The 24671-nt window shown below is 37.1% G+C and carries 18 protein-coding genes; 10 read left to right on the top strand and 8 right to left on the bottom strand.

Annotation, left to right across the window (positions count from 1 at the left end; translation table 11 throughout):
• Positions 1–4 precede the first annotated feature (4 nt).
• Entirely contained in the window at positions 5–619 is a 615-nt protein-coding gene (locus tag RAH34_RS00485; protein WP_114819136.1) for a 4'-phosphopantetheinyl transferase family protein, read from the top strand.
• Here RAH34_RS00485 and RAH34_RS00480 read toward each other — a convergent pair.
• The gene (locus tag RAH34_RS00480) at positions 600–2864 is read right to left on the bottom strand and encodes an FUSC family membrane protein (RefSeq protein WP_114819137.1); all 2265 of its coding nucleotides are present in this window, start codon (positions 2862–2864) and stop codon (positions 600–602) included. The two genes, RAH34_RS00485 and RAH34_RS00480, sit on opposite strands and share 20 nt — an antisense overlap.
• Before the next feature lie 228 nt (positions 2865–3092).
• Here RAH34_RS00480 and blaCHM point away from each other — a divergent pair, with 228 nt between their 5' ends.
• Positions 3093–3851, top strand: a complete 759-nt coding sequence (gene blaCHM, locus RAH34_RS00475) for a CHM family subclass B1 metallo-beta-lactamase (RefSeq protein ID WP_306594797.1) — start codon at positions 3093–3095, stop codon at positions 3849–3851.
• Positions 3852–3991: 140 nt separating this feature from the next.
• Here the strand turns inward: blaCHM and porV are convergent, their stop codons facing one another.
• Together porV and porU are read right to left on the bottom strand one after the other, a co-directional pair.
• Positions 3992–5155, bottom strand: a complete 1164-nt coding sequence (gene porV / locus RAH34_RS00470) for a type IX secretion system outer membrane channel protein PorV (RefSeq protein WP_114819139.1) — start codon at positions 5153–5155, stop codon at positions 3992–3994.
• A gap of 60 nt (positions 5156–5215) precedes the next feature.
• The gene (gene porU, locus RAH34_RS00465; RefSeq protein ID WP_306594796.1) at positions 5216–9118 is read right to left on the bottom strand and encodes a type IX secretion system sortase PorU; all 3903 of its coding nucleotides are present in this window, start codon (positions 9116–9118) and stop codon (positions 5216–5218) included.
• Positions 9119–9282: 164 nt separating this feature from the next.
• Between porU and gldJ the strand changes: the two genes are divergently transcribed.
• Entirely contained in the window at positions 9283–10884 is a 1602-nt protein-coding gene (gldJ, locus tag RAH34_RS00460; RefSeq protein WP_114819141.1) for a gliding motility lipoprotein GldJ, read from the top strand.
• Between the two features lie 156 nt (positions 10885–11040).
• On the top strand, positions 11041–12312 hold the full coding sequence (murF, locus tag RAH34_RS00455) for a UDP-N-acetylmuramoyl-tripeptide--D-alanyl-D-alanine ligase (protein ID WP_306594794.1): 1272 nt from the start codon (positions 11041–11043) through the stop codon (positions 12310–12312).
• A 157-nt stretch (positions 12313–12469) separates the two neighbouring features.
• Here the strand turns inward: murF and RAH34_RS00450 are convergent, their stop codons facing one another.
• Positions 12470–13078: an NUDIX hydrolase gene (locus tag RAH34_RS00450; protein WP_114819143.1), complete on the bottom strand. Its 609-nt coding sequence runs from the start codon at positions 13076–13078 to the stop codon at positions 12470–12472.
• Between the two features lie 36 nt (positions 13079–13114).
• Here RAH34_RS00450 and RAH34_RS00445 point away from each other — a divergent pair, with 36 nt between their 5' ends.
• The gene (locus tag RAH34_RS00445) at positions 13115–13504 is read left to right on the top strand and encodes an SRPBCC family protein (protein ID WP_306594793.1); all 390 of its coding nucleotides are present in this window, start codon (positions 13115–13117) and stop codon (positions 13502–13504) included.
• Positions 13505–13554: 50 nt separating this feature from the next.
• Here the strand turns inward: RAH34_RS00445 and RAH34_RS00440 are convergent, their stop codons facing one another.
• From RAH34_RS00440 to mdlD, 4 genes are all read right to left on the bottom strand, one after another.
• Complete coding sequence (locus RAH34_RS00440; RefSeq protein ID WP_306594792.1) at positions 13555–14598, bottom strand: anhydro-N-acetylmuramic acid kinase; 1044 nt, start codon at positions 14596–14598, stop codon at positions 13555–13557.
• Positions 14599–14608: 10 nt separating this feature from the next.
• Positions 14609–15199: an LPS export ABC transporter periplasmic protein LptC gene (gene lptC / locus RAH34_RS00435; protein WP_047421210.1), complete on the bottom strand. Its 591-nt coding sequence runs from the start codon at positions 15197–15199 to the stop codon at positions 14609–14611.
• Position 15200: 1 nt separating this feature from the next.
• A complete protein-coding gene (locus RAH34_RS00430; protein ID WP_114819144.1) occupies positions 15201–16517 on the bottom strand; it encodes a hypothetical protein in 1317 nt (438 codons plus the stop codon).
• 196 nt (positions 16518–16713) lie between these two features.
• Positions 16714–18033, bottom strand: a complete 1320-nt coding sequence (gene mdlD / locus RAH34_RS00425) for an NAD(P)-dependent benzaldehyde dehydrogenase MdlD (protein ID WP_306594790.1) — start codon at positions 18031–18033, stop codon at positions 16714–16716.
• 388 nt (positions 18034–18421) lie between these two features.
• Here mdlD and RAH34_RS00420 point away from each other — a divergent pair, with 388 nt between their 5' ends.
• The 5 genes from RAH34_RS00420 to RAH34_RS00400 all read left to right on the top strand — a co-directional run bounded on the left by RAH34_RS00420 (position 18422) and on the right by RAH34_RS00400 (position 24635).
• Positions 18422–19540: a DNA polymerase III subunit delta' gene (locus RAH34_RS00420; RefSeq protein ID WP_114819146.1), complete on the top strand. Its 1119-nt coding sequence runs from the start codon at positions 18422–18424 to the stop codon at positions 19538–19540.
• A 328-nt stretch (positions 19541–19868) separates the two neighbouring features.
• Positions 19869–20495 (top strand): TetR/AcrR family transcriptional regulator, encoded by a 627-nt coding sequence (locus tag RAH34_RS00415; protein ID WP_114819147.1) that lies wholly within the window; start codon positions 19869–19871, stop codon positions 20493–20495.
• The gene (locus RAH34_RS00410; protein WP_114819148.1) at positions 20479–21795 is read left to right on the top strand and encodes a TolC family protein; all 1317 of its coding nucleotides are present in this window, start codon (positions 20479–20481) and stop codon (positions 21793–21795) included. Before RAH34_RS00415 ends, RAH34_RS00410 begins: the two co-directional genes overlap by 17 nt.
• Positions 21796–21811: 16 nt before the next feature.
• Positions 21812–22915 carry an HlyD family secretion protein gene (locus tag RAH34_RS00405; protein ID WP_114819149.1) on the top strand — a complete coding sequence of 368 codons (1104 nt, stop codon included), beginning with the start codon at positions 21812–21814 and terminating at the stop codon, positions 22913–22915.
• A gap of 142 nt (positions 22916–23057) precedes the next feature.
• Positions 23058–24635, top strand: coding sequence for a DHA2 family efflux MFS transporter permease subunit (locus tag RAH34_RS00400; protein ID WP_114819150.1), 1578 nt, complete (start codon positions 23058–23060; stop codon positions 24633–24635).
• Positions 24636–24671: the final 36 nt, after the last annotated feature.

Here is a 24671-nt window from a genome sequence, read left to right as displayed (position 1 = left end):
AAGAATGCCCCTCTACAGAGATTTTTCAGATGATAACGCCACCATTCTGGTTTGGAAGTACGATGAAAGTGAAGAGCTTGATATCAATCAGCTTCTGGAGCCTGAAAATGCTGAGAAGGTAAAGGATTATCATCCTAAAAAATTACTGGAAGTCCTGATGGTGCGTAAGCTCCTGAAAGGATTGAAACCAAATTCTAAAATTTTGTATAAAGAAAGAGAACCTTTTCTTTCTCCCAAGGATGCGGAGATTTCCATTACGCATTCTTTTCCTTTTGCAGCCATTGCTATCTCTAAAAATAAAATAGGAATTGATGTTGAAAAATTCAATCCTAAAATTTTAAGGGTAATTGATAAATTCACCTATGAAAATGAGCGTGGATTTATTCCGGAAGACAAAGCGGATACTTTCTATACTATTATATGGAGTGTGAAGGAGAGTATGTACAAAATCCATCATTCAAAATACTGGTCATTAAAGAAAAATTATGAAGTAAAGCCTTTTGAGCTGAAGCATCTTCATAAAATAAGCTGTAGGGTATATGACGATGAATTTTCCGATGAATTCAAAGCCAGAGTAGAGTTTTTTGACGATTACTGCTTTACGATTGTGGAGGAGTAGGCTCTGTTTCGTTTTTATATTTTTCAATCACCTTTCTCTGCTCCTTTGCGACATCATAGATCAGCTCCAGGATATCGTGGATATTTTTAAGCTCCGTTAAATGTGAAATTTTATCAGGATCTCTTCGGTCTACAATTTCGTTTTCCTCAATCTCAGTCTTTCTTTTCAGAAGCATATCTTCAATGGATGAATCTTCCGGTTCAAGGCGGCTTTCCATTTTCAGGGTTTCATTAATATCATTTCCGTTGAGAAGGGTAGAGGTCTGCTGCATTTCTGCCTCAATCTTTCTGCTCCAGCTTTCAGCATCTATTTCAGGATACTGTTCATTACTTTTTGCATATTGGGATAGGGAAGCTGTATAGGCAGTAATCAGATGAGAAGTTGCCACAAACTGATGAACCACTTCCAGTTTTTTCTGCTGATTTTTAGGATCAGAAATCATTCTCTGGAAATTATCGGAAAGGTTAGCCAAAGAAATGATGGCATTTTTTCGTTTTACCTTATAATCTTCAAGGTCGAAATTTCCCTGTAAGAATTTGGAAATCACACTCTGGAAATAGATAAGGTTGTCTGCGGCAGACTTTTTCATCAGATCCAGATTTTGGGTATGTTCCCAAACCGGCAATACAATATAGGATACTGCAAAAGCAATGATTCCGGCAATAGCGGTATCCAGGATCCTGTCTTTAAAAATAATATTAACTTTCCCCGGATTTAAAAAATTAAAGCTGAGGAAAACATAAATCGTCATGAATAATACCGCCCAGAAATACCTTCCTTTCAGAAAGCTGAAGCACATGATCATGCTGATCAGAAGAATCGCAAATAAAACACCGTTTATATGTACAAAATGGAGAATCGCATACGCAATACTTGCCCCTGCAATCGTTCCATAGAGACGCAGAAGGTTTCTCTGTTTAGTGATGGAATAAGCGGGTTTTAAGATCGCTGTAATGGTAATTAAGATCCAATACGTGTGTCCCAGTCCCAGAAAATCAAACATCGAAAAAACATATCCCAATAGCAAAGCTGTTGTAATTCTTATAGCATGACGGAAATGGGAAGATGATAAGGAAATATTATTTCTTAACACCTTAGCATTCAGTTTAGGCTCATTCGGCATAAACTTTTTAAGGTCTAACCCGGTGGATAAACTTTTTGCCAGTTTGATATCCTGCGAAAATACCTTATAGATCTCGTTAATTTCTTTTGTGATTTCATAGATTCGCATCAGGATCTGGCGCAGAATCATGAAATTTTCCAGGTTGTCCGGTGACAGCTGTTTATTTCTGAGTTCGAAATAATTATAATTTAAGCTTTTTAATTCCTGTTCCAGGTTAAACATTGGCTTTGCTCTGGTACCACTTTGAAGGGCGATACCGATATTGGTGATTTCCTCAGCTAACAGGTTAAGATAATCATGGATATTCACCAGGATCATACTTTCTTCAAAACTCTGCTGCAGTTTCTGGTAGTCACTTTCAGAAGTCATCAGTTTTTCATGAAGGTCCATCGAGTTCAGGAACATCAGCATTAATAAACGACTGGTTGTCGTAGATTCATTAACGATGGTTCTGGTTTTAAAAACCGTTTCTCTGGTATCTTCCTGAAGATTTTTTATTTCAATCTGCTTGGCAATAACCTGAGTGGTCAGCTTATTAAAATCCGGATTTTTCTGATAATAATTGGCTTTAATCTTTAAAAACTCAGCCAGCTGAAGATAATTTTCACCAATCATCTGGCTTGCCAGCTTATAAGGACGAATGGTGGTTACAATAAGAAATATAAGCAGAAACCATATACAGCCGGAAGCAAATATCAATAAACTTTTAAAGATATTACTTCCCGTAAGATGCCCGTCAATAAAGATCGCCAGTACCACAAGGGATAATGAGCCGACGGCTGCTAATCTCTGACCATAAACGCCAATAAGGGAGAAAAACATCCCGAAGACAATCACCTCCAGAATGACCAGTACTTTGATATTCATTACAAGGCTGGCAATGAGTGCTACAAAAACAAAACAGCAGATCGCAAAAGTAAGGGCATTTCTTCTTCGGATAAAAGGACCGGGCTGGTCGGTAAGAGCTACAAAGCTGGTTCCCAGTGGGAAAAGGAAGTATTCTTTCAAAATCCCGAAGTGGGCAAGGACTAAACAAGGCAGAACAGTAGCTAATGTAATTCTGATGGCAGAATATACATACTGACTGGTTACAAATTTTTTTAGTTCCGCCGAATAGTTCATATTACAAAAATAGCTATTGAAATTAAGAAAATCGCCATAAAAAAAAGACTTTTCTCGACTTAATGTTATATTTTATTTAATTAGTCTTTACTATTATTTAAAATAAACTGACAGAAGAAACATACCAGTGATTCACAGCTCGTATTAGTCATTTTTTAACACAACAGCTAACAAATCTTGTTCCATGAATCCTTACCTTAGCTTAAATCAGTTATAAATAATTATTTTATGAAATTCATCAGTAAAAATATATTGGCTATTTTGTTTTCTATGATTATCGTAAGCTGTAGCTCACAGGGCAAAAACAGTTTTAAAGCAAAGAAAATATATGAATCAAAAGCCCTGATCATTACTCAGATTTCGGAAAATTCTTTTATTCATACTTCCTTTAAACAAACCAATGATTTCGGGAATGTACCGTGTAATGGATTGATTGTAAAAGATCATCATGAAACCGTTGTTTTTGATACAACTACCAACGATAAAAGTTCAGAAGAGCTGATACAATGGATTAATGAAAAGCTCGATGCAAAAGTTAAGGCTGTTATTCCCACCCATTTTCATGATGATAGTTTAGGAGGATTGATGGCTTTTCATAAACATAATATCCCCTCTTATGCGTATGCTAAAACCATCGAATTAGCTAAAGAAAATAATTTTGTTATTCCTGAAAACAGTTTTAATGATTCTGTTATTTTAAAAGTGGGAGACAACGCTGTTGTGACAAAATTTTTTGGCGAAGGACATACAAAAGATAATGCTGTAGGCTATTTTCCTAGTGAGAATATTTTATTTGGAGGCTGTTTATTAAAAGAGCTGGAGGCGGGCAAAGGATATTTGGGGGATGCTAATGTTTCTGCCTGGCCCAATACCGTTGAAAAAGTAAAAAAAGAATATCCGGATGTGAAAATTGTAGTTACCGGACATGGAGAGTATGGCGACGGAAAGCTCCTTGATTATACTATGGCATTATTTAAAGGTCAATAGTGAATTTTTGCTTTGCAAAGTGAATGGTAATGGTTTAGTGTGAAAATAAATTGACAAGCAGAGCGCATTGACGAGTGACCATTGACATAAAAAGCCTCAATACAATGTATGAGGCTTCTTTTATAGAGCTGTTGCTTTTATTAACGGTCGTTGTTGGAGGTTTCTTCTCCAATGTTCCATGTAAGACCGAAACGTAGCGTGTTATCCAAAGCACTGTTGATCTTAGACATGTTGATCAGGTAAGAAAGATCAAGTCCGAAAGAACGGTATCTTAACCCAACCCCCGCAGTAGCAAACTGTCTTGCTCCCTGCTCTTCACTTTCATGGAAGTAACCTCCTCTTACAGAAAATGCATTGTCATAAGAATATTCTAAAGCACCACTGTACATGATACTGTTTTTATTTTTGAAAGATTTTCCGATACCAGCCATTGGTCCTACATTCGGGATCTGATAAATAGGCTGTCTTGTATTCGGGTCTATTCCTGCATATTCAGATCCAGGAACCAATAGTTTTGAACCTTCCACAGAAATTCCGATTCTGTTCATATCATCCAGGTACATATCGTATCCAACCCCTAATCTTGCCATCGTAGGAAGATAAGATCTTGATTCTTCATTTCCTGTATAATCCAGTTTCGGACCTAAGTTCTGAATAGCCAGACCTGCATTCACTTTACCATCATATCCACCAATACTTGAGAATCTTGGAGAGGTATAGTATCCTGAAACGTCTACTGCAAAACTGTTTGCAGCTTTAAGTGTTGTATCTGTATTGAATCCTCCGGCTAAGTCTGAACGGATAAATCTACCGGTAACAGCTCCGGAGAATGAATCAGAAAGTTTCAAAGCATAGGCAACGTCAATGGAGAATTCGTTTGGTTTTGATGTACCCATAGAAGCGATTTCCGTACCCACCAATTGAGTCAGGTCTACCTGTCCCATATTGAAATAATAGATACTCGCGGAGATTGTAGATCTTTCTTCCTGCCCTAAAAACTTATGGAACGAAGCATATAATAAGAATACATCATTGGTAAGTTTTCCCATGTAAGGCGTATAGTTAAGACCTACGGAAGAACTTGTCCTGCTGAAAGGGTATTTAGCCGCATTCCAGAATTGGGAAAATGCATCCGGAGAGGTTACCACCCCTTGATCTCCCATACCTCCCGATCTTGCATCAGGTGCAATTCTTAAGAAAGGAGCTCCGGTAAGAACTGGGTTTACTTTACCTAAATCTTGCGAATAGCCTAAAAAACCAGCACTCAAACCAAATCCTAATAGCAGTTTAGTAGTTAAATTCATATGTTGTCTTTTATATATTATCAGTTTTTTATTAATATTATTATCTATTGTTCTGTTTAATTATTTCAAAAGTACCATTTTTTCTACAGCTGTAGCACTTCCTTTGCATTTTTCTTGATTTTGACTTTTTGCAAATATCTTAAAAATATACGTACCTTTTGCTACTGTAGCTCCAAAATCATCTCTTCCGTCCCATTCTATGGCCTGGCGTGGGGTTCTATAGCCCTGCAGGAACGGTTCTGCAACCACCGGCTGCGATAAAGTTCTTACCAATCTTCCGGTTATTGTATAAATCTGTACGTTCACATCCAGAATATCATCACAGTTGTGTTCAAACTGAATATAGGTTTTATTGGTAAATGGATTTGGCCAGTTCAGCGGACGGTTGATCGTCAGGTGTTGGTCAGACTCATCTTTAACTTCAAAATTTAACGTAGCAGTTGTCGAATTATTGTTTATATCCCAAACTTTAAATGTTAATTGATGTTGCCCTATTGCCAGATTTCTGAAAGGGTAGGTTACATTTCCTTTCTGGTATTCGGCAAGACTAGGATTTAAGCATCCGTTTCCTTCTCCGGGAGCATAAAAATCATTTAAAACAACAGTATTGATAATCTGACCATCAAGATATACTGTAATATCATGTCCTACACCGGATCCTGTTGAGTTGATTCCTGTGTCATCGGTAAGACACGCAAGAAGCATAGGATTCTGATTGGTGATTCCACCATCTGCAAAGTTGGTGTTGTTCATATACAGCTTTACTTTTGGAGGTTGATTATCATTGATTCCATTAGGATTAATATCACCTACCTGTACTGCCTGGTTATTGAAAACATCTGTTGCTTTGTTGTCAGCATAGGCTAGTATTCTTCCTTGTCCTACAGCATAGTTAATGTCTTTAGGAACATAAAATTCAGCAGTGAAAACTCCGTTTACCGCAGTTCCTGCAGATTTTACAATCGCACTTCCTTCTTCAGTATATTCTAAAACCGGAGTTAAAATTCCACTGTTATTAAGTGTTTTCTTATTTAATCTCTTATCAAAAATATTGATGCTGACTTTTCCGTTGAAGGTATTGTTCAGGGTTCCGTTCGGATTATTGATGTGTCCTTTAATTTTCACAAAATCCAAACCTCTGATCAATCCGGGAACCGGAGTTTCAATATTATCAATAACAAGAAGTCTTTGAGGTCTGCTTAATTTCATTGCCGGGTCACCCAATAAGTTTACTTTTAAGTGGTTACTGTTTGGACCCTTTTGTTTTTTAGCAATCAATTGAGCATTCCCCAATGTATTGAAGTCATCATTGGTTAATTTAAAAATATTCTGAGTAAGAGTATTGGTAAAATCACGTCCATAATCAACTCCGATAGCACGGCTGGAAGTAATCATGGTAGAAACACCTCCCTGTTTCATTTTAATAAACTGCTCACCTACAGAATTGGTTGAAGGTTCGTCCCATAATGTAAACTCACAAGTGATGGTAGATACAAACGGGAATCTGCTGTATACATTGGAAAAATTGTTGGCATTCTGAACTTCTGTACTGGTAAGTACTCTTTCCTGCGCCCATCCGTTGATTCCTCCGTGTCCGAAATAGAATAGATACAAACTGTTTCCGATAGCGTTGGAAATGGCCTGGTTTACCTGCGGATATCTTCGTCCTCCGGATGTACTCTGAGCGGTAAAGGCATCCATGTATAATTTTTTAACATTATACTCTTTAAGTTCCTGCTGGCCCGGTTGTTCAAATATGCTGGCAAGGGATGCGTTCATTACATTATGAAATGGCCCGCCTCCTTCATTATTATCATCTACCACAAAGTCAAGCCTCATACGCCAGTCTCCGAAAGGACTCGACTGTCCCTGAAGAGAATTATAATAAGCCAGCGTTTTGTTGATCATATCTCCGGCTTCACTTACATTGGCGGCAGGAATTCTACCAACAGGCAGGTCTGGTAAATTGTTTTCAATTAATAATGCGGTTTGCGGCTTGGTCATCACAATATAATCATCCGTCACAAAAGAGGATACATAATCTGAAGACTGCTCACTCTGGTAGCTGGAAACAACATTTGAGTTGTTCGGAACTCTGTTTTTATAATCGTATGAAGTGTCCCCAAGAATAAATACATACTGAAGTCTTCCCAGAGGAGTATTGAGTTTGCTTACGAAATCTCTTATCGCAGTAAGATCTTTGCTTCCACTGCCGTATTCCTCATAGATTTTATTGATGTCAACAATTTCTACTTTATAGTTATTCTTCGTTTGATGATAGTTGGCAATTCTCTGTGCCTGGCCCATCATTTCGGGAACGGTAAGGATAAGATAGTCTACGTTTTGTATTGCAGATAAATTCTGATTGGAAATTCTTCCTACAAACTGCGGGCTGAAAGCTGCATCAGCACGGAAAGCTACAAATTCATTATTGAAATTCTGATCAGCAGCAGTATAGGCAAAGTTGAAAGAACCGGCTCCTGCTTTATTCACTCTTCTGTTAGCATTGGTAATGTCTGTTACATCCCATACCTGTTCTATATTATTGGCATTACTGATGCTGAAACCATAGTCTGTATTGCTTCCACTTACAATTGAATAATCCCTGAAGTTCATTTGTGAACCATTGAATGCAAGGTTTTCCTTATACTGAACTTCCAGATAATCAAAATAGAATGTTCCATTAGGATTTTTGGAAATGTCAGGATTATAAACCAATGTAAACTGATTTCCGGTAAGATTTGTTAATGTTCCTGTGTACGTTACAGGATAAAAAGTATACTGATAGGAAGAAGTATCCGTAGGAATTACCTGCAGCGGGTGTGGATTTAAATTGTTGATTTTAAAATCTATCGTATTCTGCTGGGAATTATAGGCCACTACCTGGGTTCTGTATCGTACTACGTCATTCGCCTGTATAGGAGAATTCGTAGTCAGTGTTATGGTCTTTTCATTGGAGAAAGGAGCATCCTCTACCCATGTTCTTCCTACTTTTAACAGGTTTTTCTGATCCTTGTTAATGACCTGGTAACTGTCATATCTTGTAATCAGCTGGCCAGGAAGATTTCCATCTACAGTAGGAACCCTTTTTCCTGCGCCCTTGTCAAAGTTGATATAATAATACGAGAAGTCTTCGTAGATATTTTTTACATTATTACTTCTTTCACTGAATCGGGTATCATGTCTTTTAAAGCCATTTCCATTGCCTGTATCATAAAGGTTATATCCGTCCGGACCTTGTGCATAGAAAAGAGCATAGTCATTGTCATTCCATACCCCATCATCTTCACCTACTACCTGAATGGCATTTTCCTGTAAAGCTCCGTATCTTGCATCCTGATTGTATTCAGGAAGCATAACACCTCCGTTTCCATAAATTCTGAAGTTTTTAGGATTTACAGAACTCGGATTAATTCCGTTGTCTTTTAAAAACTGGGAAGTGATTTTGAATACTCCGGACTTGTCTACCTTTATCTTATAAAAATTTCCACTTGATAAAGGATTACCGGTGGTACCTATTTTATTAACCGTTCCTGTTGTATTGATAAAAGAAGAAGCTTCTGAAACATTAAATGAAGATAATCTCTGAACACGCCCTTTTACATTTTTAAATAAAGCAATACTAATACTGGCATAGCTTTCACCCTCTAAAGTATAATAGGAAACATCTGCTACATCATAATCCGGAAGTCTGCCTTTATCCAGCTCAAACAATTCCTGGTTAGAAACGCTTTCCCAAACAAGGTCTGAGATTTTTAATTGCTTTTCTCCGATTTTTTGCTTGCTTACGATAAAAACATTATTTTGGCTGTAAGAAAAACCTTCATTTTTAAAATTAGGAAGATTTAATTTTGTGTCACCAAAATCCTGAATTTTAGAACCATTCCATTCTATGGTGTTTCTTTGGGCGTAAAGTGTTGATGCAAAAGCGATTAAAGATAAAATCGTAATTTTTCGTTTCATGTTTACTATTGAAATTGCTAAATTACAAAATAAATGAAAATTTTAGAATTAAATTGTGATACAATAAAATTAATTTGTTAACGTTTTTCAAAAAAATCAAATGTTTACTTGATTTATTGAATAATTTATTTTTTCTTTGTACTTTGAAAATATTTATATCGACTATGAAAAAACTAAAGTTGTTTTCATTAATAGCATTAAGTTCTACACTTGCATTAACCAGCTGTGGCGGATCAGGAACCAGCAAAGGTGGCGGTACCAAAAAATTTGTCAGCAAAACAGGTTGGAAACCAAACGAAAAACAGGGTTGGTTTTTTGCAGGAAAGCAACAGAAGCAGAAGGGTTGGCCTGGGATGGTATATGTAGAAGGTGGAACTTTTACAATGGGATTAGTGAAAGATGATGTTATGCACGATTGGAATAACACACCGCGCAGAATGCAGGTAAGTTCATTCTTTATCGGAGAAACTGAAATTACTAACTACGAATACCGCGAATACCTTACATGGTTGAAGTATGTATTCCCACCAAGTGACCCGAGTTTTAAGGAGATCTATAACGGTGCTTTACCGGATACCTTATTATGGGACAACAAATTAGCAAGAAACGATTATAACGAAACTTATCTGCGTTCTCCGGAATTTGATTACTATCCGGTAGTAGGAGTTTCCTGGACTCAGGCAAACAGATACTGTGAATGGCTGTCTGACAGAGCGAACGAAAAAGCTTTGATGCAGGCTGGTATTATTGCCAAAGATTTGTATATCAACGAATCCAACAACCAGGGAGGAACTGCTTTCAACATGGATAAATTCAAATCGAATGATCCTGAAATGCAGGGATATATCAACGAGAAAAGAATGCAGCAGAAAACTGGTATGAAAACTACAAACCAGAGATTGCTTGCAGCTAACAGAGCTCCGAATTCTGCAATGGTACAGAAGTTCAGACTTCCTACCGAAGTAGAATGGGAATATGCAGCTCTAGGTATGGCTAAAAACAGAGAATATAACCAATATCTGGGTAAAAAACCTCAAATTGAAAGATTAAGAGGTACCAAAGGAAGAGACAGAGGAATGTTCCTTGAAAACTTCAAAATGGGTAGAGGTGATTATTCCGGTATTGCAGGTTGGAAAAACGACGGATCAGCTCAGACTTCTGACGTAAGACAATATCCATCTAACGATTTAGGAATCTACGGTATGTACGGAAACGTTTCTGAATGGACGGCTGACGTTTACAGACCTATCATCGATGAAGATTACAACGACTTCAACTACTACAGAGGAAACATGCCTCAGGCGATCGTAAGAAACGGTGACGGAACTTATAAAATGATCGACGAAGGTACTATCAAGTATGATACGTTAGCGGATGGAAGATTAGTTTACAGAGGACTTCCTGGACAATTCGAAAGACAAACTATCGCTGACTACAGAAACTACAGAGATGGTGACAGACAGTCTTCTTTAGAATATTACAGAGCTTCTGATTCTGCTTCAGGATTCGATATGTACAACGCTCCTAAAACAAGCTTTGTTGTCGATGGAAGCGGTAGAGTGAAACTACAAAAAGATACTAAAGAAAGAACTTCCGGAATTTCTAACGAGGTTAGAGTGGTAAAAGGTGGTTCTTGGCAGGACACAGCATATTGGCTGGATCCGGGACAAAGAAGATATAAAAATCAAAACAGAGCTTATGGTTGGGTAGGATTCCGTGTTGCACAGGATGCTAAAGCCAGCGATAAGAGTAGAACTAGAAGATAATATTTATCAAAAAATACTTACAAAAAACCTTCCGGACTTTCGGAAGGTTTTTTTATTTTTGAACCATGAAATCGCGTTGGCTAAAAAGTCTAAAAACATTCGTATAGATTGAGCGATTGCATGCGATTTTAAAAAAAGATATATATATATTTCCACATGAATATAGAACAGTTTTATCCTTTATTTCTGCAGGCGGCAAAAGTAACCATCGACAGCAGAAAAATAGCAGAGAATGATATTTTCTTTGCTTTTTCCGGTGAGAATTTCAATGCAGCAACGCTGGCAGAAAAAGCCATTGATGACGGAGCTCTGGCAGTGATTGTTGAACTTCCGGAATTTGAAAACAGAGATAAAAATATTTTCTATGTTCCATCCACCCTTGAGTTTTTACAACAACTGGCCATCTATCATAGAAGCAAGCTGGCTATTCCTTTTATAGGGCTTACAGGAAGTAATGGAAAGACCACCACCAAAGAATTGATTCACGCTGTTCTTTCTGAAAAATTTAATGTTCAGTACACATACGGAAATCTGAACAATCATATCGGAGTTCCATTGACCATTCTTTCCATTAAACCGGAACATGAAATGGCCGTGATTGAAATGGGAGCTAACCATCAGAAAGAAATTGAATTTCTGTGTACCATTTCACAACCTGATTTCGGTTATATTACCAATTTTGGAAAAGCTCATCTGGAAGGATTCGGAGGTTTTGAAGGAGTAATCAAAGGAAAATCTGAGCTTTATGATTATCTTAAAAATAACAACAGAACGATTGTTGTGAATGAAAACGATCCTATCCAGGCTGAAAAAATTGAAAACTATTCACCTAAAATTACTTTTGGAAAAGAGACATCAGACTATAATTTTGAATCTTTTTCTGCAGAACATTTTGTAGGATTGACGTATCAGGGGGTAAAAGCCGTTTCAAAACTGACAGGAGAGTACAATTTTACCAATCTTTGTGCAGCTGCCAGTTTAGGACTTCATTTCGGAATCAGCTTTGAAAAAATAAAACATGCGTTGGAACTTTACACGCCAACGAATATGAGATCTCAGGTGGTGAAAAAAGAGGGGAGAACTTTGGTTCTGGATACGTATAATGCCAATCCAAGTTCTATGAGCGCTTCTTTGAATAATTTCATCAGTTTTGAAGGCAGCAAAACCATTATTATCGGTGATATGCTGGAACTGGGGGATGAGAGTGAGAAAGAGCATCAGAACATCTTAAAACTGGCTCAGGACCTTCATTTCGACGAGATTATTACAGTTGGTAAACATTTTAAAGCTGTGAATGCTTCAGATTTTGCTTTTGAAAATACAGCAGCATTAATAGAATATTTACAACAGAATCCAATTCATTCTGAAAACATATTGTTAAAAGGATCCAGAGGAATTGCCCTGGAGAAAGTGATCGACTTTATTTAAAGTAAGGAAGCTGGAAGTTGGGAGAGGGAAGTTCTTGAAGACAAGCAACGGGTATTCTCTTTTTTATATAAATTATCATTGTTACAATGATCATCGGAAACGAGGGCTGCCGGATCGTAACTTCCAGCTTCACTCTTCCAACTTCCAGGCTTATTAGTTATTTCTTCAGGTCCCAGAATTCTTTTACGATCAGTTTGATATTTTTAAAAGTACTCGGGAACACTTCATTTTCAATTTCAGATGTCGTTTTCCAGGCAACTTCAGTGATACCTTCTTCTATTTGCGGTTTGGAGGTGTCTTCCCCGTCAAAGTTCATTTCAAACCAATGCGTGCATTTCAAGATCTTCTCACCATTTCTTTCAATGTAGATATGATAAGTGGTATTGATGAATTGTAAAAGTTCAACATCGCTCAGGCCAGTTTCTTCCTCTATTTCCCGTACTGCAGACTCTTCCCTGGATTCTCCTTTTTCCATTTTACCTTTGGGAAGATCCCATTTACCCAGTCTTCTGATGAAAAGAATTTTACCCTCGGGATTATTAACGAGACCTCCTGCAGCCTCTATAATTCTGAATAGCTTTTGAAATTCCTGCCAGATTTCTTCCAAATTCTCTCCATATACATTCAGTTCCTGTACAGAGGTATTCTCCAGAAGATCCAATGCGATCTCTAAAGTTGTATAATTTTCGTATCCAAGCTTTTTTTCAAGTTCTTCAGGATGCTTAGATAGTAATAATTTTTTTTCGTTGACAAAAACTTTATACATTTGTAATAGTTAAGAATTTAAATACAAAAATAAAAAATGAATTTAGAAGGACGAAAGATTATTGTCAATAAATCATCTAAAGAACTTACCGAGTTGCTGAAATCTCCTGAAAATTATAAAGATTTTATGCCGGATGGTCTTCAGAAATTTGAAACAAGAGATAACGGATTTAAATTTGGATTACAGGGAATGCCTGAAATCGCTTTAAAAATTGATGAAGTAGATGATCAGAAAGCTGTTTTAAGATCTGCAAGTTCAAGTTTGGACTTCTCATTAACAGCTACATTGAACCCAATCGGTGAAAACCAGACTGAAGTTCAGATGTTATTTGAAGGGAAATTCAATCCATTCATCAAAATGATGGTAGAAAAGCCTTTACAGAACTTTATCAATACGCTTACCGATAAAATCGAAGCTTATAAATAATAAAAACCTTCAGTTTTGAAGGTTTTTTTATTTTACAGGAAAGTGTTTTTCTAAGCAATCACTCCCGAACAATGATCTGCTGTACTTCCAGTTGCAGAAGACAGCACATTGATCTCGTTATTTATCTTTAAAACGCCCATAAAGGCAAAAATCAGGGCTTCCTTATAATCGATGATTTCTTTTTCGGGGATGATCACTTCGGCTTGTGTTTTCGCTCTTATTTTTTCAATTAAAAAGGTGTTGTAAGCACCTCCTCCGGTGATTAGGATGTCTTTTATACAATACTCATTAATGACATTGGCAATCTGCTGGGCAGCATGTTCTGTAAACGTGGCCAGTGCATCGGATGTTTCAATATTTTCAAGAAGGGGAAATATATGCTGATGACACCATTCTATTCCCAATGATTTTGGATGGGAAATTTGATAGAAATCCAAAGCGTTAAGTTGATGGAGTAAAGTTTCATCTGTTTTTCCTTTTGCTGCCAATGCTCCGTTTTCATCAAAATTTTTATGAAGCTGTTGGGCTAGATGATTCAGAACAATATTTACCGGAGCGATATCAAAGGCAATTCTTTTTCCTTCAGCACGTAAAGAAATATTGGAAAATCCACCCAGGTTCAGGCAGGCGCTGTATCCGGAGAAAAGTAATTCATCACCTATAGGAACCAGAGGAGCTCCGTTTCCTTTCATCAACACGTCCTGACTTCTGAAATCATAGATAACAGGTAATCCGGTTTCCAGCTTTATGGCTCTGCCGTCACCGATCTGCAGGGTGAATTTTCTCTTAGGCTGATGAAAAACCGTATGGCCGTGAGAAGCAATCAGGTCGATGTTTTCAAGCTGATGCTGATGAATAAATGCTTTAACCTGCTGACCAAGATAAAAACCATACGCTGAATGCAGTTCCAGCAAGTCTTCGGAAGAAAGATGAATGGAGTTTCTGAGTTGGGTTTCCCAATCCTCAGAATAGGAGAGTGTCTCGGCTTTCAGGATTTTAAAAGTCCACGTGTCCTGCTTTTCAAATTCAGCAAGACAGATATCCAGACCATCCAGGCTTGTCCCGGACATCAATCCAATAGCCAGCGCTTTCATTATTTTTGAATTATTTTTTATTTTCAGAAATTCTTTTTGAACTGAAATCTCCTGAGTTGTTATAGAAGGTGTATTCAGAAAAATCATCCTTGGCAGTCATTCCATTGGCTCCTACCAGTGTAGAACCATCCTCCATGGTTACATACACCGTATCTTTGGTATAGATTCTGTTTTTTCGCTGATCCCAATAAATACTCTGCATAGCAAATCTCTGGCCTTCATTGGTTTTTATTCTTACATCCCCTTTGGCTTCGTAGAATTTTTTGTATTCAAAAATACGGGCATATTTAGCTGTAATTCTTCCCGGAACCTTCGGTTTCTTTTTATCAAAAAACTCAATGTCAATTCCTTTTCTGGCTACTACATATGGGCTGTCTATCAGTTCGTATTTTTCAATGATGGGTGCTTTGGCTTTTAAAGTGACAAAGCCCGAATCACGCTGGATAATATTAGCATTGTTGATAATCTGTGAAGGGAAATTTTTGCTTTGACTACCGTTTCTTTTGGTAAGATCTTCCTCACAGGATGTCAATATAAAAAATATAGCACAACTAAAAAGGCATGCTATATTTTTATATGATATTTTTTTTGAAAAGTTCATTTTAGTTATAAAGAGTCTTTCTGAACCACTTATCAGCAAAATTGAAGCCGATTCTCAGGTTGACGAAATTCTGATTGATCAGGTTGTTTTGAAGAGTTCCTCTTTTACCCACTTCTAACCCGATTTCAAGACCACTCATTCTGGTGATACTACTGTTTTTGAACGGAAGCATAACTCCGGCAGAAATACCGAATTTGTTAATACTGTTTCCTTCTAGGTTTAGATTTCCTCTTTCATAGAACGCTCCATATCTATAGATTACTCTTGAGAAGTAGCTTCTGAAGTTGTTATAGTTAGGAAGGTACCATCCACCGGCAGAAATTCTATAGGTATCCTGGAAACTAAAGCTTTTACCAAAATAAGAGATATCTTCTCCCTTTTTATAATCTACCTGTCCTGATACAAACCAATGGTTCTCACTTCCGTATCCAACCCCTACAGATGCCTGTAATGGAAGAAGGTTTTTGGATTTTGTTTCTTTTTGTTCGATGATTGTTTCGGATCCGCTAACTTTAGTCGTCTCCTGAGCATCAGAATATCTGTACGTACTGTTGGTGTACTGAGTCGTCATATTACTTGTATTACCAAAAGTAGCAGTAGCACCTACAGTGAACTTCTTATCAGTACGTGTATTTAAAGTCTGGTAGCTTGTACCAAGCGTAAAATTAAAGTTTCTGACTCTGTTTTTCGTCTCATAACCATTAACATATTCCCCTACGTAAGTCCCAAGGTTACTGTTGTAAGCACGAAATTCATTAAGGTCATTAAGATCTCCAAAATAAAGGTTTGCTTTTGCTCCTACGGATAATTCCTGATTGATCTTATAAGAAACAGCAAGCTGTGCCGTATTCAAAGTTCCACTTCCTTTGAAATTGTTTTTATAAAGTGGGGTCGTGTTATCACTGGCAAACTGCTCCGTTACGATGTCATAACTTTTAGAACTGTAGGGTTGATAAGAGATTCCCATTTTCACTTTTGAAGATAATGGAAAGGCAATCGAAATATTGGAAAGATACGTAGAATGCTTTGTAGATTTCATATCGTTATAGTTCGATTTGAAATAATTGTTTTCGTTGGTAGCTTCCAGTCTGATACTCGTAAGTTCGAAATTGGCGTTGTTTGCCGGGTTGGCAAAATTGAAACTGCTGGTAAAATCACTAATAAAAGCAGTAGATATACCACCCATAGAAGCAGTTTCGATCGTATTATCATATTTCACATCTCCAATTCCATAAGTTGCATAAGGAGAGTTGCTTAGACTCTGTGCATTCAGAAAATATCCAACTGATATGAATGATACTACAAAGATTTTTTTCATTCTTTATTTTTAAAACAATGCGCAAATATCTTAAATATTAATGAATTGTAAAAATTATATGTGGTTAAAGTTTGTTAAGGGCTTTTCTTTACAAGAAAAATGCCAATTTTCTGTAATACAAATATCTATTCTGTGCTGCAAAAAAGACTGTTCTATGATGAACAGTCCTGGTGTATATGATTATGTATTAATCCTTTTATTTTACCTGAAGAACAGAACGGCTGTGGCTGAAACACTCAAAACTGAATTTTCCGTGATATTTTCCCATTCCCGAAGTTCCCACCCCTCCAAAAGGTAAGTAATGCGATCCGACATGGATAATAGCACTATTGATCTCAGCATCTCCGCTTGTGGTATGGTTTAAAACATATTCTGCAAATTCCTGATCTTCCGTGAAAACATATAATGCTAAAGGTTTAGGACGGTTATTGATTTCTTCCAGAGCTTCTTCAATATCATTATAGGTCATAACAGGAAGAATAGGGCCGAAAATCTCCTGCTGCATCACCTGATCATCCCAGTTCACATTATCCATTATAGTAGCTTCAAAGTGACGGGTTTCAAGATCATAATGTCCTCCGTAGATTACTTTTTCCGGAGCTGCTTCCAGGTAACCTGCCAAATGTTTAATTTGGTTCTGGCTTACAATCTTCCCGATTTTCCCCAAAGAACTACCTTCATAAGCTGTATGTAAATGAGCTTTGAATTTTTCTATAAAAGCATCTTTTACAGATTCATGGATATAAATATAGTCTGGAGCCACGCAGGTTTGTCCGCAATTAATCCATTTTCCGTAAGATATTCTGGCTACCGCTTTATCCAGATCTGCATCCTTATGAACAATCGTAGGAGATTTTCCTCCAAGTTCCAGCGTAACCGGAATTAATTGTTCTGCAGCGGCTTTCATGACAATTTTACCAACATTGGGGCTTCCAGTAAAGAAAATATAATCAAAAGGAAGACTTAATAATAAGGTGTTTTCTTCAATAGCACCCTGAATAACGGCTACATAAGATTCATCAAATGATTCTTTGACAATATCTTCAAGAACCTGTGCAACATGTGGTGTATTCTCAGAAGGTTTTATGATCGCCGTATTTCCGGAGATCAAAGCTCCGATAAGCGGACTGAATGTCAATTGAACAGGATAGTTGAAAGGTCCGATAATATAAGTAACTCCATAAGGCTGGTAGGTTATTTTACTTTCCACTTCCGCGCCTGAAGGATGTGGTTTTGAAGGTACAGAAGTAGGTTTTGCCCATTCATCAATGTTTTCCAGCAAATAATCAAGCTCGCTGATCACTATTTGAATCTCCACATATTCTGCTTCTTTTCTGCTTTTTCCCAAATCTGTATCCAAAGCTTCACAAAGCGCATCGGTATGCTGAAGAAAAACATCACGGAATTTTCTTAATTGTGCTTTTCTGAATTCAATATCTTTAGTCTGATTGGTTTTGAAAAAGGCCTTCTGCTGCTGAAATATCCCTTTAATTTTTTGTTCCAGGTTGGTATCCATTGGTTTATGATTTTAATATTTGGTGTGAAATGGTAATGAATTTACGAATAATTTCACACTACAAATGTATTGTTTGAAATTAAATTGTGTAAAATTTAATTTATTTTTTATTCTAATTCAATTATTGATATTACCTATAATAGAATGTATTTCTTTTGAACCATTAAGATTGTATGTAGGTGTTAAGAGTAGTAAGGAGCTTCGCTTTAAGCTAAAAACAGAATAATTCATCTTAACTATACTTTATTTCTTCAATCCTTCTTAATGGTTGTATTATGTCCTGTATTTTTACAGATGTAAGGAAACTCAAAATGGATGATCTATATTTTTATCCATTTTAAGCAGACTTAATTTTATGAAATGAAATAAGATTTTTTATCTTTGAAACATGAATTGGGAGAACATCGCCGGACAGACGAATCTGAAAAAACTTCTTAGAGAAAGCATTGCCGAAAACAGAGTGAGCCATGCCCAACTTTTTGTAGGAAAGGAGGGATACGGAACACTGCCTATGGTATTGGCCTATGCACGGGAAATTTTCAGTCAGGAAAATGAGCATGCTGCTGCGAAGGTAGATCATCTCAATCATCTGGATCTGCATTTCAGTTTTCCGGTTTTTACGGATAACAAAAACTCATTAAGTAAAAATAAATTTGATGAGTTCAGAGAAATGATCCTGGCTTCCCCTTATGCAAGCTATGATGACTGGACTGCATTTTTGGAATCAGAGAATAAACAGCTATTTATTTCTGCAGATGAAGTGGATGACCAGAACCAGAAGTTTTCTTTAAAAAGTTATGAAGGAGGAACCAAAATTCTTATCGTCTGGAGAGCAGATAAAATGAATGTTGCCGCTTCCAATAAGTTTTTGAAATTTTTGGAGGAACCGCCGGCAAAAACTGTCATTCTTCTTACGGCCGAAAGTACCAACGATATTCTTCCTACTATTCTTTCCAGAACACAGATTGTAGAAATTCCGAGAATTAATGATGAGGATATCGAAAATCATCTTAAAAAGAATTTCTCCGTTTCTGAAGAAAAAGTGAGAGAGATTGTTCATGAAGCTCAGGGAGATCTTAATGATGCTATAAAACTGCTGAATTCAGGAGATAAAAGCAACGAATTTGAAAAGCTTTTTGTACAATGGGTGAGAGATGCATTTATGGTAAAAAAGAAACCGGAATATCTCAGAAGTATTATTGTCTGGGCAAGAGAAATTGCAGGATGGAACAGGGAGAAGCAGAAGAACTTCCTGAATTATTGTTCTGAAATTTTCAGACTGGCATTGCTTCAGAATTACCAGTCTGAGAATCTGGTGTATAAAAAAATCAATGCGAACGGTTTCAATTGGGCCGGTTTTTCAAAATTTATCAGTGGAGCTAATATTGAGAGTATTTTAGAAGAAATTAATACCGCCGATCTTCACCTGACCCGAAACGGAAATCCCAAAATTGTCTGGACGGATCTTGGAATAAAACTATCCAGATATATTCATAAAAATAAATAATAGAACTCCGGGTAAAGCCGGAGTTTATGTTTTTTACCATAAAAGGATTGTCATTTTGTTCTTACTTTCCCTTTTTTATTATGCATACTTCAATATAAAAGGGGTTGAAAACTAAAATTTTTCCTTTGAAATTTTTCTCAATTATTAAATGAATATCAACTTTCCCTGAAGTATTTTTCATTAAAAAGCTCCTTTCCTTCGGTTTTAGCATCTATTATAGAAAATGTCTTTTCATTGCAATAAATTAAATCTATATTAAAAAATCAATCAATCGTTTGATTTGAAGCGAAACTTGTGTACATTTGCGCCCTGAAAAAAGAACACTAGCATGATTTCAAAAGAAGAAAATATATTATTCGCTGCCGAGAAGCTCTTTGCAGAAAAGGGTTTCGAAGGAACCTCTACCCGGGAAATTGCAAAGGCGGCTAATGTAAACATCTCTATGATCTCATATTATTTTGGCTCTAAGGAAAAACTTTATGAGAAATTAGTGGAATACAGAATGAATGAAGGTCAGTTTTTTTCAAAAGATCTTTTGGGAAGAACAGACATCAATGAGTGGCAGAAGATTGAAAGAGTAATCGATCAGTTTTCTCACAAGATCCGGACTCAAAAATGTTTCTACAGGATTATGCAGAGAGAACAGCTGCATACCAAAAATCCTCAGATTGTAGAATTTTTGAAGCAAACCAAAATGGGATTTCTTTCCATGTATTCACAAATATTGGAAAGCGGCCTTAAAAATGGAATTTTCACCAAAAATCCACCCATTTATCTCCTGCATTCTACCGTAAGCGGAACCTTGTTTTATGCATTCAACGCGAAAGAAATGTATAAAGAGTTCCTGAATGAAACAGAAGATGAAGAAGCTTTTGATGAAAAATACTACACAGAACTTAATAAACATATTAAATATTTACTAAAAGACCTTTTAGGTTATGAAGAGAATAAATAACTCAGTGATTGCATTATCACTATTCGTAGGAATAGCAAATGTAAATGCTCAGGAGAAAAAAACACTTTCTCTTGACGAGGCCGTGCAGCTGGGAATCCAGAACAGCAAGAATCTCAAGATCGATGCAGCCAAGATCGAAGAGGCTACAGCTGACCTTTTGGAAGCTAAAAACAGACAACTACCGGAATTAAAAGTGTCAGGTAGCTATATGTACCTTCCGATAAAACCGAATGTTGATATCAAACTTCCTGGTCTTGCCGGTGGAGCTGGCGGACCTGAAATACATCAGGTACTTTACGGTTCAGCTAATCTTAGTGTTCCGATCTACAGCGGTGGAAGAATCAAATACGGAATTCAGTCTGCTAAATATCTGGTAGAAGCTTCTAAACTAAGCACTGAGAATGATAAAATTGCCATTGCTTACAACGTTGCCCAGGCTTATAACAATCTGTTTAAAGCGAACCAGTCTATCAAGGTTTTTGAAGAAAATCTTGCCGCTTCTCAAAAAAGAGATGAAACCTTCCTTAAGATGGAAAACAACGGTTTGATTGCGAGAAACGATAGATTAAAGGCAAATCTTCAGACTTCAAATATTGAACTTCAGTTATTGGAAGCTAAGAATAACTACAATATTGCCAACATCAATATGGACCTTTTATTAGGCCTTCCTGAAACTACGGAACTTGCAGTAGATGAAAATTATATTGAAGAAGGATCAGACGTAAAACCTGTTGATTTTTATGTTACTGAAGCCAGAGAAAACCGTAAAGATTTACAAGCTTTAGCACAGCAGAGAAAAGCAGCAGAACTGGGATCAAAAGCAGCAAAAGCAGAAAACCTTCCTTCCATCGCTTTTACAGGAGGTTATGTAGCGGCAGATATTCCTAAGTTTCTTACCGTATACAATGCGGTTAATGTAGGGATTGGAGTTTCTTACAACTTGTCCAACCTGTGGAAAGAAAATTCTTCATTGAGACAGTCGCAGGCGAGAGAAAAACAGCTTGCTGCAACCGATGAATTACTGAATGATAATATTAAGCTTGATGTCAACAGAGAATACCAGAACACAGATTATTCAAAAAAGAGAATTGCTGTTTTTGAAAAATCTGCTGAGCAGGCTAATGAAAATTACAGAATAACAAAAAATAAATACGACAACGGCCTTGCAACCATGACTGAATTACTGGATGCAGACGCGGCACAGATTGCTGCCAACGTTGGAGTGATCAATGCTAAGGCAGATGCTGCACTGGCATACAGAAAACTATTACAGACAACAGGAACTTTAACAATTAAATAATCAGATCGAAACCAAAATGGAAAATAATAATACACAGGCAGCTGAACCTAAAAAGAAAAAAAGTTTAGTTTTTCCTATCATTTTAGCAGCAGTAGTAATCGGAGGAGGAATCTACGGTTACAGAGCCTTTACTTATGGACAGTATCATGAAGAGACAGACGATGCTCAGATTGCTTCCAATATGGCACCGGTAATTTCTAAAATCTCAGGATATGTAGCTCAGGTAAAAGTAAAAGACAACCAGTTTGTAAAGAAAGGTGATACTTTGGTGATTTTGGATAACAGAGATCAGAAAATGGCTCTTGATCAGGCTCAGGCAGCATTATCTACTGCTAAAAGCAATATCTCCAATGCAGAAGCTACTACCACAGCGACTTCAAAAAATATCGGTTCTTCAGAAGCAGCAGTAGTTACGGCTAATGCGCAGATAGAAGCAGCAAAAGTAAATGTTTGGAAAACTTCTCAGGATTTGAAGAGATATGCTAATCTTGTAAAAGACCACTCTATTACAGAACAACAATATGAGCAGGCTTTGGCAGCGAAACAATCTGCAGACAGACAGTTACAGGTTTTGGTGGACCAGAGAAACCAAATTGCTCAGCAGACTCACATTGCATCTTCTCAAACAGCAGCAAGTTCACAACAAATCAGTGTGGCAGGATCTGTGGCTAAACAAAGAGAAGTAGATGTAGAAAATGCAAAATTAAACTTATCATATACCGTAATCCTTGCCCCTGAAGATGGGTATGTAGGAAAAGTACCTACACAGGCAGGTCAGTATCTGCAGGCTGGTGCACAGTTGTTTGCTTTGGTTAAAAATGACCAGAAATGGGTGGTGGCTAACTTTAAGGAAACACAGGTAGATAAAATGGTAGAAGGGCAGAAAGTGAAAATTGAGATTGATGCTTTCCCTGATAAAGAATTTGAAGGAGTAGTAAGCTCTTTCTCTCCGGCTACAGGAGCTACTTTCTCTATTCTTCCTCCGGATAATGCGAGTGGTAACTTCGTAAAAGTAGTTCAGAGACTTCCTGTAAAAATCGATTTTGTAAATCTTGATAAAGATATTGCCAAAAGACTGAGAACAGGAATGAACGTAAAAGCTGAAGTTGCTTTGAAATAATATTTAAAATTGTTAAAAATCAATGAACTTCGTTGTTAAGAGTGAATGTGTTTTGTTCTCCTATTTAAAATAGACTGTTTTCAATTCATCATTCACTTGCGAAGCAAAATTCACAATTGATTTTTTACATCGAAAAAAACTTATGCAAGATTCATTAGTAGAATATGGAGCGCGTAGAGTAATCATTACGATTACGGCTATCCTTTGTGCCCTTCTTGAAATTGTAGACTCCACGATTGTTAATGTTGCCTTGAATGAAATGAAGGGGAATCTTGGATCTACACTTTCTGAAGTGGGTTGGGTAATTACGGCTTATGCCATTGGTAACGTAATTATAGTACCAATGACGAGCTGGCTTTCCCAACAGTTTGGACGTAGAAATTACTTTGCGGCATCCATCATTATATTTACCATATTTTCATTTTTATGTGGAAATGCGACGAATATCTGGGAACTCGTGTTTTTCAGATTGATGCAGGGAATCGGTGGGGGAGCCTTACTGGTAACTTCACAAACGATCATTACGGAATCTTATCCGATTGAAAAAAGAAGTATGGCTCAGGCGATTTATGGTCTGGGAGTAATCATCGGTCCTACATTGGGTCCGCCACTTGGAGGGTATATCGTTGATAATTTCAGCTGGCCCTATATTTTCTATATTAATATTCCGATTGGAATTGCAGCAACATTGATGACGCTGCAGTTTGTAAGAAGTCCGAAATATGCAGAAAAACGTAAAGTCTCGGATGTTGACTGGCTTGGAATTGCATTACTGGCAGTAACAGTGGGATCATTACAATTCATTCTGGAAAGAGGTCATGAAGAAGACTGGTTTGCCAGCGGAATGATTGTAGCGTTTACCGTAGCTGCTGTTTTGGGATTTATTTTATTCCTTTGGAGGGAACTTACCTTTAAATATCCGATCGTTGAGCTCAGAGTACTTAAAAACAGCAATCTAAGAATCGGAACCATGATGTCATTCGTGCTTGGATTCGGATTGTATGGTTCTACATTCATCGTTCCTCTTTATACTCAGAGTATTTTGGGTTGGACGGCACTTCAGTCAGGAGCATTGATGATTCCGGCGGCGTTAACGACGGCTTTCATGATGCCTATCATTGGTAGATTATTGGCAAAAGGAGCAAAACAGCAGATTCTGGTTTCATTAGGACTCTTTATCTTCTTTGTTTACAGTTTCTGGGGATACAAAATTCTGACACCGGATACCAGTAAAGAAGCTTTCTTCTGGATGCTGATCGTAAGAGGAGCAGGTTTAGGGTTGTTGTTTATTCCAATCACCTCTTTGTCATTAAGTACATTGAAAGGGCAGGAGATTGGCCAGGGAGCCGCTTTTACAGGGATGATGAGACAGCTGGGAGGATCTTTCGGGATTGCAGCGATCACAACCTTTATTGCCAATGCAGGCCAGAAATACAGGAATAACTTAATTTCCCATCTGGACGAAAACAGTTTTGATGTACAGCAAAGACTAGCCGCTCTTAAAGCGAATTTTGTAGCCAAAGGAATGACACCTGATGCCGCAATGAATGCAGCGTATAAAATGCTAGATCTATCCGTAACGAAGCAGGCAACTGTTTTATCTTATATGGACGTCTTTCTTTACCTTGGAATCATATTCCTGATATGTATTCCGTTTATCTTACTTGTAAAGGAAAGAAAGAGCAAAGAAAAAATAGATTTGAGTGAAGCCATGCACTAAATTTTAAATAAAAAACCTTCGAGAATTTCGAAGGTT

The organism is Chryseobacterium sp. WLY505, from assembly GCF_030846215.1.
Taxonomy (GTDB): Bacteria; Bacteroidota; Bacteroidia; order Flavobacteriales; family Weeksellaceae; genus Chryseobacterium.
Note: the sequence above shows the minus strand (reverse complement) of the source record. Positions and strands in the feature narration are given on the sequence as shown.

Bases quoted from the DNA above. Each gene is read 5' to 3' on its own strand.
- RAH34_RS00485 (WP_114819136.1), top strand. From the start codon at position 5: ATGCCCCTCTACAGAGATTTTTCAGATGATAACGCCACCATTCTGGTT.
- RAH34_RS00480 (WP_114819137.1), bottom strand. From the start codon at position 2,864: ATGAACTATTCGGCGGAACTAAAAAAATTTGTAACCAGTCAGTATGTA.
- blaCHM (WP_306594797.1), top strand. From the start codon at position 3,093: ATGAAATTCATCAGTAAAAATATATTGGCTATTTTGTTTTCTATGATT.
- porV (WP_114819139.1), bottom strand. From the start codon at position 5,155: ATGAATTTAACTACTAAACTGCTATTAGGATTTGGTTTGAGTGCTGGT.
- porU (WP_306594796.1), bottom strand. From the start codon at position 9,118: ATGAAACGAAAAATTACGATTTTATCTTTAATCGCTTTTGCATCAACA.
- gldJ (WP_114819141.1), top strand. From the start codon at position 9,283: ATGAAAAAACTAAAGTTGTTTTCATTAATAGCATTAAGTTCTACACTT.
- murF (WP_306594794.1), top strand. From the start codon at position 11,041: ATGAATATAGAACAGTTTTATCCTTTATTTCTGCAGGCGGCAAAAGTA.
- RAH34_RS00450 (WP_114819143.1), bottom strand. From the start codon at position 13,078: ATGTATAAAGTTTTTGTCAACGAAAAAAAATTATTACTATCTAAGCAT.
- RAH34_RS00445 (WP_306594793.1), top strand. From the start codon at position 13,115: ATGAATTTAGAAGGACGAAAGATTATTGTCAATAAATCATCTAAAGAA.
- RAH34_RS00440 (WP_306594792.1), bottom strand. From the start codon at position 14,598: ATGAAAGCGCTGGCTATTGGATTGATGTCCGGGACAAGCCTGGATGGT.
- lptC (WP_047421210.1), bottom strand. From the start codon at position 15,199: ATGAACTTTTCAAAAAAAATATCATATAAAAATATAGCATGCCTTTTT.
- RAH34_RS00430 (WP_114819144.1), bottom strand. From the start codon at position 16,517: ATGAAAAAAATCTTTGTAGTATCATTCATATCAGTTGGATATTTTCTG.
- mdlD (WP_306594790.1), bottom strand. From the start codon at position 18,033: ATGGATACCAACCTGGAACAAAAAATTAAAGGGATATTTCAGCAGCAG.
- RAH34_RS00420 (WP_114819146.1), top strand. From the start codon at position 18,422: ATGAATTGGGAGAACATCGCCGGACAGACGAATCTGAAAAAACTTCTT.
- RAH34_RS00415 (WP_114819147.1), top strand. From the start codon at position 19,869: ATGATTTCAAAAGAAGAAAATATATTATTCGCTGCCGAGAAGCTCTTT.
- RAH34_RS00410 (WP_114819148.1), top strand. From the start codon at position 20,479: ATGAAGAGAATAAATAACTCAGTGATTGCATTATCACTATTCGTAGGA.
- RAH34_RS00405 (WP_114819149.1), top strand. From the start codon at position 21,812: ATGGAAAATAATAATACACAGGCAGCTGAACCTAAAAAGAAAAAAAGT.
- RAH34_RS00400 (WP_114819150.1), top strand. From the start codon at position 23,058: ATGCAAGATTCATTAGTAGAATATGGAGCGCGTAGAGTAATCATTACG.